The sequence below is a fragment of the Cohnella cellulosilytica genome, from assembly GCF_042431195.1.
GTDB classification, from domain to species: domain Bacteria; phylum Bacillota; class Bacilli; order Paenibacillales; family Paenibacillaceae; genus Cohnella; species Cohnella cellulosilytica.
In genome coordinates, this window is the sequence record NZ_JBHMDN010000054.1 from 1 (window position 1) to 722 (window position 722).

Genomic DNA, 722 nt, shown 5'->3' on the forward strand with positions numbered 1-722 from the left:
GTCCGTCAGGAGACGGCTACAACGGGCTTCGCGCATTTGGAGAAACGTAGTGTCGCACCGGAGGGGACGGTTCGTGCGCAGGTCAGCGTCCGACTTTCTGCGAATGCAGTGGGTAACGGCAGTGGTTTGCTATATGCCGACAACATCGACCTGCGCGAGACAACGGACCCGAACCTGCTGATGAATGCGGATTTCGAGCATACCCTGGACGCAAGCGCGACCGGCTGGCAGAGCTTTAATACGGGTACCGGCACAATTGAATCGGTGAACGCCCCGGTAGCCAGCGGAAGCAAGGCGATGAAGATCGAAGCGGCAAATCTGCCGATCTGGAAGAGTGGCTATATTCGTCAACGGATTAATGTAGAGGCAGGTCAAACCTTTAAGCTGAGCGGACAACTGCATGCGGAAGAACTGAACAATTCTTCCGGACAGTTGCTCGTGTGGTTCTATGACGAGGAATGGACGAATGTCGGTTCGTTCACGGTGGAGTTGAATCAGGAAACAAATGGTTATGTGTATCTGGAGAAGCAGGGCATCATTCCAGAAGGCACGGTGTTGGCGGAAGTCGGAGTGCATTTGACGGCCAACCAGAGCGGCGGCTCGGGTACGTTGTATGCTGATGCGCTGAAGTTTGAATACGAGGAACCGCTGATTGAGGACGAGGGCAACCTGTTGGGCAACGGTGGGTTTACGCAATCTATCGGGTCCGACATTGCACTTTG

Annotated in this window: 1 protein-coding gene; it reads left to right on the forward strand. The window is 54.6% G+C overall.

The annotated features are described in order from the left end of the window. Positions 1-722: hypothetical protein (locus ACFFT4_RS28220; RefSeq protein WP_378052425.1), on the forward strand; the 722-nt coding region annotated here is incomplete at both ends.